Origin of the sequence: Pseudoalteromonas arabiensis (assembly GCF_001550155.1) — a bacterium.
Taxonomy (GTDB): Bacteria; Pseudomonadota; Gammaproteobacteria; order Enterobacterales; family Alteromonadaceae; genus Pseudoalteromonas; species Pseudoalteromonas arabiensis.
Window position 1 is genome coordinate 404,411 of sequence record NZ_LRUF01000008.1, and the last position, 16,355, is coordinate 420,765.

The window sequence follows — 16,355 nt, forward strand, 5'->3', positions numbered from 1 at the left end:
AAAACATGATGAGACAACAGAAAAGCGCCTTAAAAAACATTTTCATAATGACTACCTTAGTGATTGATTTTGTCGAATAGTTTGGCCTGCCAATACATTTAACACTTTGCCATTATCAATAGCTAACTGGCCGTTTATCAGCATCCATTGCACACCAGAACTTAGCTTTTCTGGGTTTAAATAATCTGCATTAGCAGCAAATTTTTCTTTATCAAAAATAACAATATCAGCGACATTTCCCACAACTAATTTTCCTCGATTAGTTAAACCAAATGTCTCTGCGGTTAGCGTGCTGCTTTTATGTATAAACTCAGCTAGATTTAGCCATTTTTTTTGATAAACATATTCATGATATTTTTTTGGGAAAGAGGCGTACTTTCTTGGGTGACCAGGGCTGCCATCGGATGAAGTCATCACCCATGGAGCTTGCATATACGCTTTAATATCGTCCTCAGACATATTAAAACTGGCAACCCGCGCATTACCTGAAATAATTATTTTTTTTGCTGCGTCAATTGCATCCAACTGCCAGTCTTCAGCGATTTGAGCCAGTGTCTTACCACGTATATCAGGGCGCGTAGGGTCACTTATCAATAAAGAATCAGCGCCGCCTCTGCGCCTTAAGTTTTCTAACATGGCTGTACGAATTGTAGGCCATTGCGAAGCGTCTTGTAATCTTGCTAAATACTCTTCTTTGCTACCGGCAAGCACTTCACGTGGTACTAAACTACCCGCAACACTGGTTCCTGAGGCTCGCCAAGGATACTGATCCGCAGACACCTTAATTCCCCGCGCTCTCGCATTATCTATAAGTTTAATAACTTGCTCACTTTCTCCCCACACGTCGGTTCCTAACGCCTTAATGTGAGCGATGTGAACGGGCAACCTTGCTTCTTCACCAATTGTTATAACTTCTTCAATAGCGCCTATAAGACCAATACTGTAAGAGCTTTCATCACGAATGTGGCTATCATAAACACCACCATGCTCTGCTGCGACTTTAGCCAGCTCAATAACCTCCTCGGTTGTCGCATAGTTACCAGGCACATAATAAAGCCCTGTTGATAAACCCAATGCTCCCGCGTTCATTGCCTCTTTTACAAGCTCTCTCATTTGCTCAAGCTCGCTGTTGCTTGGCGCGCGATTTACGCGTCCCATTACCGCCTTACGGACTGAACCATGACCAACATAAAGCCCAACATTGGTGCCAATACCTTGCTGCTGGTAATCTTGCAATGTTCCCGCAACATTAACATCGCCACCGCCATCGACGTTACAGAATACGGTGCTGACACCTTGCGTTAAGTAGTTTGCATTTAGATTTGTCAGCCCACCTTTAAAATCGTTACACGCATGTGTATGAGGGTCAATAAAACCAGGTGCGATGATAAAATCTTGCGCGTTAATTGTCTTTTTTGCTTTGATATCAGTAGGTAGATGTTTTTGAACGAAGACTATATTGCCTTTATCAATACCAATCACACCAGAAAACGGAGTTTCAGATGCTCCGCTATAAATAACCTCTCCAATAATAATTGTGTCGATAGATTGCGGGGTTCCCTTAGTACAACCCGCCAGTAAAATAACACTCGCGATGATGCTTGTTAGTTTATTAATTCGCATTTTTTATCCCATAAAGCAGATGAGAAGCACACAACTTCTCATCTAATTGAATGATTATTTATTCAAAACTAAAACTAAAGTTAGCGTATAAATAACGTCCCTCTGCATTGTGCAAGCTTGCGTTATAACCGTATGTTTCATCTGCTAGGGGTGGCTCTCTATCAAACATATTTCGCATACCTAAACGAACACGAGTACCAGAATCAAACGTGTATTGACCATACACGTTAAAAGTACTCCAACTACTTACATGCCAATATTCACCGGTTTCATCATGAACGGCGCTCGTATCATAAAAATCACCAACATATTTACCATACAAGCCTGCTCCCCAATTGTTATAGCGCCAAGTTAAAGTACCGGTTGCTTGCCACTGAGGACGGCCGTCCATTTGAATTAAATCGCCCACATCTTCAAGAGGTAAACCTAATGCAGCTAACTTTGCCGATTCACTATCAACACTTTGATATGCTTTTAGTAATTTTGCCGCGTTAAGTTTTATATCAAAATCACCAAAGTCAGTATCAGCTAAGCGATAGTTGATGCTTAAATCGAGGCCCTCAGTAACACGAGAGTCTAAGTTTTCATATAAACCAACAACTTCAACCATGTCGCCTACCGCTGCCAAACCAGAACCGTCAAAAAAAGCGATATCATCAGCAGTTGCCTGTGAGCGAATAACATTTGGGTTAGCTGCGCCATTTAAACGGTAGAAATAATCTAAGTCAGCGATATTTTGATAGGAGCGTATACCGATCAGGTCTTCTTGTTCTATACGCCAAAAGTCGACTGTAAGCGTTAGGTTGTCAATAAATTCGGGTGTATAAACTAGGCCTAATCCATAGTTGTAATCATTTTCTGGTTTTAGTTTTGTGTTCCCTAAGCGAATATTAGAGACGCTGTCGCTGCCATTACATTCACTTAAGTTGCTCAACTCCCCTTTATTTATTCGCGCTTGGCATCGATAGTAATCTGTTGGGTAATTAACACGAGTTGTACTGGCGGTATGAAGTTGCTCAAGATTAGGAGCTCTAAAACCTTCTGAGTAAGAGCCTCGTACTTGTAAACTAGAGGTAGGATACCAGCTGAGTACTGCTTTTGGCTTAAATACACTTCCTACGTCATTGTACTGCTCAAAGCGACCAGCAAGCTGAAAGTTAAGCTTCTCGACTAGAGGGACTTCCATTTCAGGACTTATCAGCGCTCCTGCAAACTCAACGAACGCCGACGCTACATTACGTGAACCATCAGCATTTGGTTGTCCACTAGAGCCCATAACATCAGAAGCATAATTACTGCCCGTTACGGTATCTGTGTAGGTTATAGTGCCATTTAATCTGTCATCATAAGTGTTTGCGAAACTTTCATAACGCCACTCAGCTCCCATTGCTATACCAACATCACCAGCAGGTAGTGAAAATAAAGCAGGATTCGACACTTTAAAATCGACTAATGCGAGTTCTGTTTCACCCTCACGACTGATATCGATTAAAAAGCTATCAATCGTCTTTTGAGAGTTACAAGATGCATTACAAAAAGGGTTATATGCAGAGCTGTCTTGGCGGTTTACACTGTCTTGAAAGAGACTTAAACTTATACGGTTATTCGTTTTATCAACTGTTTTAGCTTTGGAATAAAGTACCGCACTGTCCCAACTCCATGCATCAAGATCACCTCGGGCACCCGCTAAAGCACGATAAGATTTATTGTCCACATTAATCCCTCTAGCACCAGCATCAACAACACGGTAAGCATCAATAGTGACATCGAGTCCTTGTGCGGGAATCCCAAAACCAGACACTTGATTAATACCACTCCCTAGCGGGTTCCAATATGCATCACTTGAGATTGTCACCGGTGCAGAGGTTAACGTAGCGGTTTCACCTCGCTGTGAGTTTGACTCGGCTTGGTAATAACCTAGTTCACTGTATAACTCGGTACCTGAGCTTAGTTCATGATTAATAAAAACAAATGAATTTAACCGTTCAGTTTCAGGAATAAGCGTACGGCTACTATTGGTGTTATAACCTTGAGTGTCACTTGAAATGCTGCCACTATCAATGCACAAGCCATTGCTTAATACACATCGCTGATTTGAATCACTGGCATCCACATCTTCGATATGAAACCGTCCGGCTGAACTTGTCAGGCCGTCGACTGCTTGACTCGCATCAAAACGTCCCCAAGGAGTTGTTGTTGAGTTATTTCTAAAATTAGAATCTCCCTCCCAACGCGTGCCCTCTAAGAATGGTCTTAAATCATTATTGCGTGAAAACTTCGTTTCTGAAGCCATAACCTCAGAACCATGATAGTAATTAACTGAGGCTGTTATATTGGTTGAACCATCATTAACATCCCAGCCAGCTAGCGCATTTAAATTGAGCTTTTCACGACTCGTATTTTCAGCCTGGCCATACTGCATATCAAAACGGTAACCGCTAAAATCCTTTTTCATTTGCGTATTAACGACCCCTGCAACCGCATCGGAGCCATAAATAGCAGCAGCGCCATCATGTAAAACTTCAACAGCATCAATCCCCATTACTGGAATCGAATTCATATTAACGGTCGTTACTGGCACTGAGTTTTCTGTTTGCGAGCCTGGGTGTTGTACTAAACGTCGCCCATTCAATAATACAAGTGTGTTACCCGTACCAATACTACGTAAGTTAATTGATGCTACATCCCCTCGTGACGCATACACACCACTCACTACATCGTTACCATTAAAGCTCACTGTTCCATTACTTGGAATCGATGCAAACAACTCACTCCCTGAAGTCGCGCCGATTGCATCAACATCATCAGAATCAATAACAGACACAGGGAGTGCCCCTTCTATATTAGCCCCTTTGATCATTGAGCCAACTACACTGATAATCTCTAATTCTTCATTTTCAGGTGTCTTAAATTGTTTCTTGTCAGCTTGCTGTGCTGCAACCTCAGATATATGGAGTAGATTAAGAGCAACGAATAAGGATAAACTGACTTTATTTAATGGGTATTTTGTTATCTTTTGCGAAGGCATTTTCTTCATCCTGTTTTATATTTTTAATTTTTCCATTCATTACCTTGCACAATTAACTTAACCTAAACAATTGACAAAAAAGCTTTAAATCATAGCCTTGGGTTATAGGCTGAAACTATTGAATAAATGTTCTAATTTTAAGCTGTTCTAAAGAAGATCTAATGAGGTAAAGCAAAATCTTTGAATAGTGATTTGTTACCAAGATGAACAAGTAAAAACCAAAAAGTGAGAAGACGTTAAGAAAGCGGTGATATGAATTTTAACTCTCGTCGTATCTGTAAACCCCCATTACAAAAACTAGATAAGCCGCATCAAGCGGCTTTCTTTATTTATATTGAGTGAATGCTAATTGCTCAGCTTTCGCGTAAGCATTGGTAAGTGAACGCTGATGTCTATCATCTTTAAACTCTTGGTATTCACAGGCAATTTCGTCAATTTTATTGACCCCTAAATACTGACTTAAGGTGCGAAGATGCGGCACTAAATGACTCATATGTTCACGTATTCCACCTTGTTCAAAACCAAATTCTCCTGTGGAGGTAATGATCACTAATCGTTTACCTTTAAGCAGCGGTTTGAGAGGAAAGTCTCCACGCTCTAAGTCAAAATCAAAGGTTTCGTTAATTCTTACAATTTGATCAAACCATGCTTTTAACTGTGCTGGCATGCCGTAGTTATACATAGGCGTTGATATCACAATAGTGTCGGCTTTTGCCACTTCACCAATCAGCTCGTCAGATTCAGCAAGCAGTGTCTGTTGCTGTATAGTCCGTTTTTGAACAGGGGTGAATACAGCCTCTATCCAAAATTGAGTAATAAAAGAAGGAGGATGTATTCCTACATCACGATAGATATACTCAGCTATAGCATTATTACTTTGTAATGTATCAATATAATATTTAGCAATATTTTTAGAAATAGAGTTATGATTTGGATTATCATTTTTCACTTCACGTACACTAGCATCAATGTGTAAAAGGGTAGTCATAATTAAAACCTTATTAGTTAATGTATAGATATCATCAACAAATTGAGACGTTTTAGCAAACGAGTTAAAATTCACTATAAATAAGTTTTACTCAGCTATAAATATAAGTGAGTTTAGTTATGCATATATCATTACAAGCTTTAAAAGCCTTTGAATCAGCAGCCCGCCTTGGAAGCTTTAAAGCTGCGGCAACTGAACTTGCCATTACACCTACAGCGGTTTCACACCATATCGCGAATCTAGAAAGCCGGTTAAATACTGATTTATTTCATCGCGAAGTGAGAAAGATAACTTTAACTCCATCAGGAGAGTACCTGAGTCAAAACGCAACTAGCGGCTTTAAACTTATTTTTGCGGCAATTGAACAGTTGAGCCAAGCAAATAACCAAGTACGCATCACCACAACATCTTCTCTAGCAGCCCTAAGAATAATACCCGCTTTAGAAGAGCTGAATAACGCAAAACCACATTTACGACTTGATATATCAACTAGTGAAACTTTAGATAAGCAACTGCATACCCTGCCTGTTCGACTAGGAAATAGTGAGGAAGTAAACAAAGCAGATATCATCAAATATGAGCGCTATGATATGTTTGCGGCAAACGCACAACAAAGCGCTCCTAGGCTTGATAAACAAGTTACTTTATACACAAGCCAATGGAAAAATAATGCCCTTCCAGCCCCACCATTAACGCAGTGGCTTAAAATAAATAACCTAAGTGATTCATGTTTCAAGGTAAAAACATTTGATCAAGAGCTATTTGGAATAAACCAGGTACTCGCCAATAAAGGTGCGGTGTTTTGCTCAAAAACCTTAGTACAACCTTACCTAGATGCGGGCTTACTAACATCATTTAATAACCAAGAAGTTGAATCAAAACTGTGTTACTACATTCCCGAAAAGTCTCGCTTCGAAACATCTATACATAAAGTTGTGATTGAATGGCTTGAGCAGTTACTAACTTAATGATGTAAAAGTAAACATCACTTAAGCTACTATTGATTATAAAGTTTTTAATGAACCATAAAAAGCAACTAGAAACAGAGTTAGTTAATTGGTTTAACGCCTATTTGTAGCTTTGCTTTTCGTCATTACTGAGCCATACCAAAATGATTAAAAGCCCCATCTAGCGCACTGCGAACGGATTGTTTTGCGTTTTGTTCATGGTCAGCTCCTTTGTTGATGTGGTACTGCCAGGTAAGGTCGTTTGGTGCATGCTTTTGAAGAACATTCACTAAGCCATTAAATGCACCGGTTATGGTTGGATTCTCATCACCACCTAATGTGACATACAAATAGTGAGTGTTGCCTGCTGTATTAGGTAAGCTTTTACTAAACTGTTTTACGACAACATTATCGTCATACCAAGCCGCAGGGCTAAAAGCAAAGTATGCATTAAATAACTCTGGTTTAGTAACCATGGTATATAACACAAAGCTACCTCCTGCCGAAAACCCTGTAAGTGTGCGCTGCCCGCTAATACGATACGTTCCCTCTAAGTAAGGTAATAACTCTGTTTCTATAAACTTTAAAAACACATCAGCTTTACCAAATATTTCTCGCTGATTTTGATTAAACGGGCGCGCTTTTATCGCCACATCCTTACGAGCGTAAGGTGGCACTAAATCACGATTTCGAGTGTCATGCCAAAACAGGTTAGGGATGGCCACTAGAATAACCTCATTCTTGTCATCGGTGCTTTCAAGAATACTTAAAGCGTCATCCCAAGTATCAAGGTTAAAGTTGCCGTCAGTTTTAATTATGAGCGGATAAGCTTTGTTAGAGTTGTAGTTTTTGGGCAAGCGAATGAAAACTCTGCGCATTTCTGCAAGCGCGTTCGACTTGATATCTATATCAATAAAGCGCGAGCTATAGAGCTGTTGGTATTTCACTGCGATATACAAGCCTGTAGCTGTCAAAACGAATGTAATAAACCAAGCTAGATACTGAATTTTAAATTTTAATAATGCCATTTCATATCCTTAATCAATAACTTAATGACACTACTTCAATTATAAAGATTAGTTAATAAGACAATTGTAACAGGGTATTAGTTAACTCCGTTCACCGACTTGACTGGGATACAGGATATTCATTAGATAATCCAAAAGCTCGCAGCCGCCATTGCCAGCACTGATAGTTTACTTCAAACATTTAATAGCTTTCTTGTGTAACGGGGGTTTACAGTTTGCATAAAAAAACCGCAGTTTAATATCTAAGCTGCGGTTTATTACTGAAGCATATTTACTTGTTAAGTAAGTGCTTTTCGAAGAAGTTAGCCATCATAGTGTGGTAGTGCAGGGTCGTGCCTTCACCTTCACGTAGGCTGTGAGAACGGTTCGGGTAAGAGAAAAACTCGAACTGTTTATTGTGCTTAACTAATTCGTTAATTAAGCGCTCTGAACCTTGGTAGTGAACGTTATCATCTCCAGTACCGTGGATCAGTAGCAATTTACCTTGCAGGTCTTTTGCAAAAGTGATCGGAGACGTGTTGTCGTAACTATCAGGATCGGTATTTGGGTTACCCGCATAGCGCTCTTGGTAGATGGTATCGTACAAGCGAATATCTGGCACTGGGGCTGAGGCAATCCCCACTTTATATTTATCACCATGGCGGAATAACAAATTAAGTGTTGAACTACCGCCACCTGAGTGGCCCCATACACCAACACGGTCGGTATCAATGACATCCCAACGTTTCGCCATTGCATCAAGGGCATCAACTTGGTCACGCACGGTAATAGAGCCTATTTTTTTGTAGATAGACTTACGCCAATCTCTGCCTTTAGGTGCGCGCGTGCCGCGGTTATCAACAGAGGCAACAATAAAGCCTTGCTGAGTTAAATACGATTTGTATAAGTAACTGTTACCTTCCCAGCGGTCTTGTACTGTTGAGCCCCATGGCTCACCATAAACATAGAAAACGATTGGGTATTTTTTGCTTTTATCCATATTCGCTGGGAACATGATGTAGCCATCAAGCTCAACACCATCACGGGCGTTTACCGTAAAGAACTCGTGAGTCGGTAACTGCTCAGTTGCTAATTTTTCTTTTAATGCTTTGTTCTCAACTAAGGTTTTCACATTACTGTGATCGCTTACTTTAATGATCTCTTTCATTGGCGGGGTGCCAAATTTAGAGAAGGTATGCATCGCCCAAGAGGTATCTTTAGACATGTAATAGCTGTTTGAACCATCGAATGACGCTGGCGTTACGCGCATCGGTTTAGAGCTGCCATCTAGCGAGGTACGGAATAAATAACGCTGGCCAGGATCATCCGGTGATGCAGTAAAGTACATAACGTTTTTATCTTCGTTGAGCGCTAACATATCAATGATGTCATATTCACCCGGCGTTAAATCAACAATCGTTTTTCCATCGCGAGATACACGGTATAGATGACGCCAGCCATCACGCTCGCTATGCCAAATAAAGAACTTACCGTCTTTTGACCAGTTTGCTTTATAAAACCACTCAATAAAGGCATCGTCTTTATCTTCAAGAATTTTAGTCAGCTGTTGTTTTTGCCAGTCGAATAACCAAACCTTGTTGTGGCTTTGCGGGCGGTTAAGATCTTGGATCATCAAAGATTCACCAGTGCCAGCCCAGCTAATACGTGGAATATAACGATCGCGATTATCGCCACCTAACTCAGCCCAGCGAGTTTTCTTGTCGCTAAGACTGACCACACCCACTTTAACCGCTGAGTTCATCTCGCCAGCTTTTGGATACGGGAATTCTTTAAGGGTAGGGTAGAGATCATCGGTGTTATTGATCATAGTGAAGTATTTCACGCCACTGGTATCAAGCTGCCAATAGGCAATTGATTTGTTGTCTGGACTCCAGCGGAAACCATCACGAATGGTAAATTCTTCTTCGTATACCCAGTCAAAATTACCATTAACAATAGTGTCGTTACCATCAGTGGTTAAAGCAGTCACTGCCTTGCTACCCACTTTTTCCATGTAGATGTTGTTATCACGCACATAAGCTACTTTAGAGCTATCAGGTGAGAACTTAGCAAACATCAGCTTTTTCGCTTCAATGTTTTCGCCACCTAACTGATATAGCGAATCGGTTTCAAGGTTTAAAAGCCAAAAATCACCGCGGCTTCGTGAGCGCCACACTTGTTCACCATTGGTAAAAACCATCAGCCATTTACCATCTTTAGACCATTGATAGCTTTCAACGGTGAGAGGCTCTTTCTCACCTTTGGGGATCAGTTTTTCGTAACTAACAAGCACCTTACGCCCCGTCCCATCGGCATTATAAAATACAATATCATTGCCTTTTACGCCGTGCTCATCGTCTTTAGCTTTGTCGTCTTGGTTGTTTTTATTGCTTTCGCGCTCTTCAAGTACGGTATAGCCGGTACCATCATCGAGCCACGTAAAATAGGTACTACGCTCAGCTTTAAAGTCTTTTTCTTTATAAATTTGTTCAAGCGAAAGCGGATTAGCCGTTGCGTTCACTGTTGCTGATGGCGTGTTCGCTTGCTCTGTACTTGAGCATGCTTGCAAACCTAAACCCGCAACCACAGCAAACGCAAGGGTTGATGTTTTTATTAAGTTCATTTTTGTTATCCCTTGGTTTAAACCAATCAAGCGTAACAAATTAACTTAATAAAATCTTAACATTTATCGTGAAAACAATGTGTTTAAACTTAAAATCAATCGTCCCACAAGAACATACTGGCTTGCTTATTGGCAATACTTAGTTCGTAAATATCACTACAAGGGCGCATCGCCGCACCATAGCAAACATGTAATGGCAATAAATGCTCTTCTCTAGGATGACTAAAACGCGCCGCAGGGGCCATTTGCCATTCTAATAACTTAGCTTGTCGCTGTTGTTCACTCAGCTCAGCATTACCACATACATCAACTAGCCATTGCTCAAAAGCCATATTTTGCGCTTTAATTTCAGCGCTTTCAGGGGTGAAAAATGCGCGCATATTATGAAAAGTAAAGCCAGAACCAATGCTCAATAAATTATCGTAATCAAGTTGTTGTAAAGCCTCACCTATCGCTAGGTGTAAGCTTGGCTCAAGGCTTGGATGTAACGACAATTGCACACAAGGTATATCTGCTTCTGGATACATAATTTTCAAAGGCACATACATACCGTGATCAAAGCCACGAGATGGGTTTAATGTGCTATCGATATTAGCCTTTGCCAATGCCTGATGTACTTTTTCGGCAAGGACAGGTTCGCCAGGACTTGGATACTCGATACTGTAAGCAGGCTCAGGAAAACCATAGTAATCATAAATTAGCTTAGGAGCAGCACTCGAAGTGATGCTAATAGGGTTCGCTTCCCAGTGTGCACTCACCATCAAAATAGCTGACGGCTTTTGAATTTTTGCAGCAATAGATTGCAAACAAGTTACCATATCAGCATGACTTGGATCGCCAAGTAAAGGCATAGGACCGCCGCCATGAGAAACAAATAAAACGCGTGGCTTTTGCATAAATGTGCTCCTTAAATACGCTTTCTTTTCATACCAATTCGCTTTTAACTATGGTGCACGCACAGAGATACAATAACCAGCCACAAAAACGCACAACTAGGGTGTGAATTTACACACCGCTAGTTTGTAAGTACTAACTTAAAAACCAAGCTACGTTCATGGCAGGGACTTGCCCTTTTAAGCCACCTGCGAGGGGTTCTTTACACAGTAATGTGAGTTGATAAAAAGCATCATAGTGCTGATGTAGCTCATCGGCGACCACACTAAACGGCGGACCCGAAAACTCACTTTGCTGATACTCAAATACCACCACTAATTGTTTAGCTCTATTGGTTAATTCAAGTAAATGCTGGGTATAGCGAATGCGTACAGGCTTTGGCAGCGCAACTAAGGCGGCACGGTCATAAACCGCGTTGATAGTGCCAAGTTCATTCGCGGTAAGTGCAAAAATATCGCCTACCCAAACGGTTAGATTTGCGCCTTGGTAACGTAATAGCTCGCCGTGTTGGCTGATTTCGGGTTCTAGTTTTAACTCATCAAATAATTGCTTAATGGCAATCTCACTAAGCTCAGCCCCAACAACACGCATACCTTGCGCGAGCAAATAATGAATGTCGTGAGTTTTGCCACACAGTGGCACAAAAACAGTATCGCCTTGCTGTAAATTTAAGTTAGTAAAATAATGATCTAGGTAACGGTTAACGTCTCCTTCATGAAAACCTATTTCGTTATTCTCCCAACGTTGATGCCAATGCTTTGCGTCCATTAACGACTCCTAAATAAATTGCATAAATTGAGCGGATAAATATAATCCGACACCAAAAAGTAGGTGAGTTACACCACTTTTTAAGCGGGCTTGAAATGGGTTTGCGGTTTTCGTAGCCATTATCCCCATGCCTAAAGCTGGCTGCATAACAAAAAATGGCATACATACGCTCGCTAATCCAAATACACACGCAGCGATTAAGGTGGGTTGTTCAAGCCAAGCAACACCGACCAGTAATATAAATAGAAACGAAAATAAAACACCAATAAAGTAGTGTAAGCACCAGCCAAACACGCACTCAAAATGCTTAACAGGGCTAGCTACTATATTCAAGTGCATAAACTTTCCATCTAATAAACCCAAGCACCAACGGCCAACTAAACACAAGTTTAATGAAGGTATCTTAAACACTTTAGCCAGCAGAAAAGCATAAAGATCAATGAACAAAGTCGCCGCTATGCCTACAAAAGTTATCACATAAATATCATTAACACTCATAATTAGATGCTCTTAAATGATTTAATAAAAGGCATGATATCTAATTGCAAAAGTGCTAAAAATAGTAAGATAAACAAACTATGATTGCATAAATGAGAACATGATTGACGATATCGCTCTATTCATACAGATTGTTAAACAAGGCGGCCTAAGTAATGCGGCTCAGAACTTGTCGCTGCCTACCGCAACAGTGTCGAGACGCTTACAACGACTTGAGCAACGCTTAGGTGAGCAGCTATTAAATCGCTCAGCAAGGCAATGCACGTTAACGCAAGCAGGGGAGGTATACTTTCAAAGTTATGTTGAATTAATAGAGCAATTTGAACAAACTCACCGCCAGCTTAATGAGCAAAAAGCACAATTGTCAGGAAAGCTTAAAGTTTTAGCACCTCTGAATATTAGTCATGGTTTCTTAAAGCCGATGTGGCTCGCATTCACTAAACAGTACCCTGATATTCAACTTGAGCTACTGCTTAATAACCAACTTGAAGATCTCAGTAAAAGCCAAGCAGATATAGCAATAAGAGTAGGGCCGCAGGCTGATTCTATGCTCCATCAAAAAAAGTTAGGAACTGTTGATACTTTATTTGTAAGCACAAGAGCATATCTTGATTCGGCACCTGCCTTAGAAGAGCCAGCAGATTTAAAACAACATAGATTAATTGGTACCACTTTGAGAAATAAGTGGCAGCTAACCAATACGCAAACGAATGCAACTTATACTCACATGTGCCGATTTGCTACTACTTTTAATGATACTGGATTTGTAAAATACTTAGTTTGTGATGAGCAAGGTATCGCTTTGTTACCTCGGTTTGAGGTAATAGATGAATTAAAATCTCAGCAGCTAGTTCAAGTACTGCCACACTGGCGAGGGGAAAACCGCGACATTTATGCTATCTGGCCAAGCGCACGTTTACTGAGTAAAAAGGCTGCCTGTTTAAAGCAGTTTATAACCAACTATATTGCTGAACAATTATAAAGTCTGCCATTGATATTCCATCTGTTTAGCGGTCAGTAAGGCGTGTTCGTAGCTAATAAACTCAGCGACTAACGCTAGGCTCATATCAATGCCAGCAGAAATTCCCCCTGAGCTGGTAAACTTATCGTCGGTGACCCAACGAGTATCAGCAATCACATTGAGATCAGGAAACATAGCAGCCAACTGAGGTTGATCTTGCCAATGAGTAGTCACATTTTTCCCGTTTAAAAGCCCAGTTTTAGCAAGCAAAAATGCCCCTGTACAAACACTGGCAACACGCTTGGTGTTAGTGGCAGTGTCTTTTAACCACGCAATAACCTCTGCTTTTTCAAGTTCTCGAGTATGGTCACCACCAACCACAACAAGTAGATCAAGCGAAGGGCAGTCTGTGAAACTGTAATGGGGGTTTACACTATAACCACCGCGGGCAAGAACAGGACGAGTAGTTTCGGCAATTAAACTCACTTGCCAGTCATTATACGCTAGGCGCTCAGCGGTACTAAACACCTCAAATGGACCTGAGAAATCGAGCACTTCGGCATCATCATATATATAAATTCCAATATTCATACAATTGTTCCTGTTATGTGGATTTATTTCTTAAGTAAAAAAACGTACTATGCCATTTTTGCAGTTCGTTAATGACATATTATTAAATTGCGCACTGTATACAAACAAAACTTCAAGGCATTGTTAATGCGTTTTTTATTAATATTGAGCGTACTGCTGGTTGGTTGTAAAACAACACAGCAAAGGGTCGCTGAAATCAGTGAGGTATCGTCAGGCACTATTTATTTTCAGGGCGAAACATCTAAGCAAAATGTTGAAAAGTTCGAACAATTATTAGTAACTAGCAGCCAACAAATCAACACCTTAATTATTAATAGCCAAGGTGGTGATGTGATGGCTGGTCTTCATTTCGGAGGCTTAGTTCATGAATATCAACTCAATGTTGTGGTACGCGAGTTTTGTGCATCCTCCTGCGCCAACTATGTACTTACGGCAAGCCCGCATGTCTTTGTTGAGGAACAAGCCGTTATCGGCTGGCGTGGTGGCTCATTACAGCCATTATACGTGCCGATGGATCAGCCACCCGAGGTCGCTAGCTATATAGCAAAATGGCAAACCGCAGAACGACAATTTTTCGATATCATTAACGTTGAACAAGCGGTTACTATCATAGGAGTGATGCCAGGCATTAGCGAAAGACATGATTCCGCTATTTATAGTTACGATGCCCAAACCCTGAAGCGTTTAGGGTTACATATCGAGTTTGCAGGTGCGCAAACAGGAATGTCAGCAAATGGCGAAAAAGTAGCGCATGTATTCGAGCTTGAGGAGTCTGTACTTAACCACTTTTTACTGCTCAACGATATCGTTTCAGCTGAACTTATTAACTAATAAAAAGCCAACATGACGTTGGCTTTTTTGATAGATATTAATCTAACTCTAAGTGGGCTTTTTCAACACTGTCCGCGGGTAACTCTTTTTGAACAGACACACCCAACTCTTTGAACTCAGAGGCCTGCTTAATCAAGTTTCCTTTACCACGATACAGCTGAGAAAACGCTTTATCGTAACTTTCTTTGGCGCGGTCTAATTGCTTACCAACCCCTTCCATACTGGTTAGGAAACCATTGAGCTTGTTATAAAAACGCTCAGCGCGGGCGGCAAGCTCTTTTGAGTATTTAGTTTGCTCTTCAAAACGCCACAGTTGTTTTACTATGTTCAAGCTGGTCAATAAGGTCGTTGGAGTTGCGACTAAAATGTTTTTCTCGATAGCTTGCTGATAAATATCACTTTGGTATTTAAGTGCTTCAACAAATGCTGACTCAATCGGTACAAACATGATCACCACTTCAGGTGAGTTAATACCAGGGAGTCTGTCGTAGGCTTTGCTTGCTAACTCATTAATACGCGATTGCACAGCGGTTACATGCTCTTTTAGCGCCTGCTGCGCCTCAAGCTCTGTATCAGCATTTACATAGCGTGTATACGCGTTTAAAGAGGTTTTAGCATCGATAACTAAATGACGTTGCTGAGGTAAATACACCACCACATCAGGGCGTAAACGACCGTCTTCGGTGTTAAACGACACTTCACGTTGATAATCTACCCCTGCACGCAGCCCAGCGCTATCTAGTACATTTTCAAGCATTAACTCCCCCCAATTACCTTGGGTTTTCTTTTGCCCTTGTAATGCGGTGCTCAGCCTATCAGCTTGTTCAGTGATAGCTTGGCTTTTAGCCTGTAAATGCAATAACTCAGTTTTAAGTGCAGCACGCTGCTTAAGATCTTCAACGTGGATCAATTCCATTTTATCACGAAAGCCTTTTAGCTCACCTTGAACCGGCTTTAATAGTTGCTCAATACTCTCTTGGTTTAAGGTTTTAAAACGCTGCGATTTCTCTTCAAGGATTTGATTAGCGAGATTTTCAAACTCTTTTTTGAGTTGCTCTTTGCTTTCTTTGATATGACTAAGCTGCTCTTTAAAATGCAGTTCTTTTTGCTCTATCGTGCTTCGTAAGGTACTTAAATCAACATCCCGCTGATTAAGTGAAGCTTTAGTGTCAGCAAGCTCAGCTTCAACTTGACGCCAAAATTGGTTGTATTGTTGTGCTTGTTTTTCTTGTTCTACAAAACGAGTTTTAAAGTGTTGAGACTCATCACGTTGTTCAGCGTAATCTTGCTGTAACTGAGAAAGCGTCTGTTGGCTTTGTTCAAGTTGCAGCTGCTTTTGTTGTAAATGATTTTGCAGGATTTGCTGGCTATTTTGCAGTTCAGTTAACTGATTTTTTAAGCGACTTTTTTGCAGCGCAAAAATAACACCACTTGCAACAGCACCTACAGCAGTACCAAGCACACCACTTTGCCAATTAATCTGTGTAATTAGCTCTGTAATCATAACGAAAACTCAATAACTTAAAGACACATCATCATAACGAATTAGTGCTCAGCAGAGTAGGGGGGTTAGGCATAAAAAAAGCCAGCTCAAGG

13 protein-coding genes are annotated in these 16,355 nt (G+C 40.8%); 3 read left to right on the forward strand and 10 right to left on the reverse strand.

Going from position 1 to position 16,355, the window contains the following annotated elements:
• Positions 1–51: 51 nt before the first annotated feature.
• The 3 genes from PAARA_RS04425 to PAARA_RS04435 form a co-directional block, all read right to left on the reverse strand.
• Positions 52–1,623 carry an N-acyl-D-amino-acid deacylase family protein gene (locus PAARA_RS04425; protein ID WP_083515252.1) on the reverse strand — a complete coding sequence of 524 codons (1,572 nt, stop codon included), beginning with the start codon at positions 1,621–1,623 and terminating at the stop codon, positions 52–54.
• Between the two features lie 58 nt (positions 1,624–1,681).
• Positions 1,682–4,651 carry a TonB-dependent receptor domain-containing protein gene (locus tag PAARA_RS04430; RefSeq protein WP_062567853.1) on the reverse strand — a complete coding sequence of 990 codons (2,970 nt, stop codon included), beginning with the start codon at positions 4,649–4,651 and terminating at the stop codon, positions 1,682–1,684.
• Between the two features lie 325 nt (positions 4,652–4,976).
• Positions 4,977–5,639, reverse strand: a complete 663-nt coding sequence (locus PAARA_RS04435; protein ID WP_062567854.1) for an FMN-dependent NADH-azoreductase — start codon at positions 5,637–5,639, stop codon at positions 4,977–4,979.
• Between the two features lie 119 nt (positions 5,640–5,758).
• On the opposite strand from PAARA_RS04435, the gene PAARA_RS04440 reads away from it, so the two are divergent.
• Complete coding sequence (locus tag PAARA_RS04440) at positions 5,759–6,607, forward strand: LysR family transcriptional regulator (RefSeq protein WP_062567855.1); 849 nt, start codon at positions 5,759–5,761, stop codon at positions 6,605–6,607.
• A gap of 125 nt (positions 6,608–6,732) precedes the next feature.
• Here the strand turns inward: PAARA_RS04440 and PAARA_RS04445 are convergent, their stop codons facing one another.
• From PAARA_RS04445 to PAARA_RS04465, 5 genes are all read right to left on the reverse strand, one after another.
• Positions 6,733–7,614 carry an alpha/beta hydrolase gene (locus PAARA_RS04445; protein ID WP_062567856.1) on the reverse strand — a complete coding sequence of 294 codons (882 nt, stop codon included), beginning with the start codon at positions 7,612–7,614 and terminating at the stop codon, positions 6,733–6,735.
• 271 nt (positions 7,615–7,885) lie between these two features.
• A complete protein-coding gene (locus PAARA_RS04450; protein ID WP_062567857.1) occupies positions 7,886–10,216 on the reverse strand; it encodes a S9 family peptidase in 2,331 nt (776 codons plus the stop codon).
• Between the two features lie 95 nt (positions 10,217–10,311).
• Positions 10,312–11,112, reverse strand: a complete 801-nt coding sequence (locus tag PAARA_RS04455) for a DODA-type extradiol aromatic ring-opening family dioxygenase (RefSeq protein ID WP_062567858.1) — start codon at positions 11,110–11,112, stop codon at positions 10,312–10,314.
• 133 nt (positions 11,113–11,245) lie between these two features.
• A complete protein-coding gene (tmpT, locus tag PAARA_RS04460) occupies positions 11,246–11,878 on the reverse strand; it encodes a thiopurine S-methyltransferase (RefSeq protein WP_062567859.1) in 633 nt (210 codons plus the stop codon).
• A gap of 9 nt (positions 11,879–11,887) precedes the next feature.
• The gene (locus PAARA_RS04465) at positions 11,888–12,376 is read right to left on the reverse strand and encodes a DUF2938 domain-containing protein (protein WP_062567860.1); all 489 of its coding nucleotides are present in this window, start codon (positions 12,374–12,376) and stop codon (positions 11,888–11,890) included.
• Positions 12,377–12,476: 100 nt separating this feature from the next.
• Here PAARA_RS04465 and PAARA_RS04470 point away from each other — a divergent pair, with 100 nt between their 5' ends.
• The gene (locus PAARA_RS04470) at positions 12,477–13,358 is read left to right on the forward strand and encodes a LysR family transcriptional regulator (RefSeq protein ID WP_062567861.1); all 882 of its coding nucleotides are present in this window, start codon (positions 12,477–12,479) and stop codon (positions 13,356–13,358) included.
• Here PAARA_RS04470 and PAARA_RS04475 read toward each other — a convergent pair.
• Positions 13,353–13,928 carry a DJ-1/PfpI family protein gene (locus PAARA_RS04475; protein ID WP_062567862.1) on the reverse strand — a complete coding sequence of 192 codons (576 nt, stop codon included), beginning with the start codon at positions 13,926–13,928 and terminating at the stop codon, positions 13,353–13,355. The two genes, PAARA_RS04470 and PAARA_RS04475, sit on opposite strands and share 6 nt — an antisense overlap.
• Positions 13,929–14,054: 126 nt before the next feature.
• On the opposite strand from PAARA_RS04475, the gene PAARA_RS04480 reads away from it, so the two are divergent.
• Positions 14,055–14,759: a hypothetical protein gene (locus tag PAARA_RS04480; protein ID WP_062567863.1), complete on the forward strand. Its 705-nt coding sequence runs from the start codon at positions 14,055–14,057 to the stop codon at positions 14,757–14,759.
• A 37-nt stretch (positions 14,760–14,796) separates the two neighbouring features.
• On the opposite strand, the gene PAARA_RS04485 is transcribed toward PAARA_RS04480, so the two are convergent.
• Positions 14,797–16,263: a DNA recombination protein RmuC gene (locus PAARA_RS04485; protein ID WP_062567864.1), complete on the reverse strand. Its 1,467-nt coding sequence runs from the start codon at positions 16,261–16,263 to the stop codon at positions 14,797–14,799.
• Positions 16,264–16,355 lie beyond the last annotated feature (92 nt).